Annotated in this window: 1 protein-coding gene; it reads left to right on the top strand. The window is 46.2% G+C overall.

The features are described from left to right. A partial coding sequence (locus RTW80_RS27925; protein WP_312721372.1) for a DotA/TraY family protein occupies positions 1-355 on the top strand: 355 nt, incomplete at both ends.

Here is a 355-nt window from a genome sequence, read left to right as displayed (position 1 = left end):
ACGGCCAGAGTTGTCGTTGCCGGTGGCAAAGATTCAATTCTTGTAAAATTCTTTAACTCACTAACAGGTGCCGCTTCGATGCTTACCGCGCTGTTTGAAGCACTTGCACCACCTGTTTATTTTCTTTTGTTCCTGATGTTCTGTGCTGGATTTTCCTTATCAATTTACCTGCCATTCATTCCGTTTATTTTCTGGATGACAGGCATCGGGAACTGGATAGTCAGCGTATTAATAGGATGTACCGCCGGGCCGCTGTGGGCTGCAACACATCTCGGGACATCAGAAGACAGAGGAAGTCGGGCAGCCTACGGTTATATATACTTAATTGATAGTATGATAAGGCCGCCCATCATGG

Origin of the sequence: Escherichia sp. AM3 (assembly GCF_032029835.1) — a bacterium.
GTDB lineage: Bacteria > Pseudomonadota > Gammaproteobacteria > Enterobacterales > Enterobacteriaceae > Escherichia > Escherichia coli.
The sequence above is the reverse complement of the archived record's forward strand: the minus strand, read 5'-3'. Positions and strand labels throughout refer to the sequence as shown.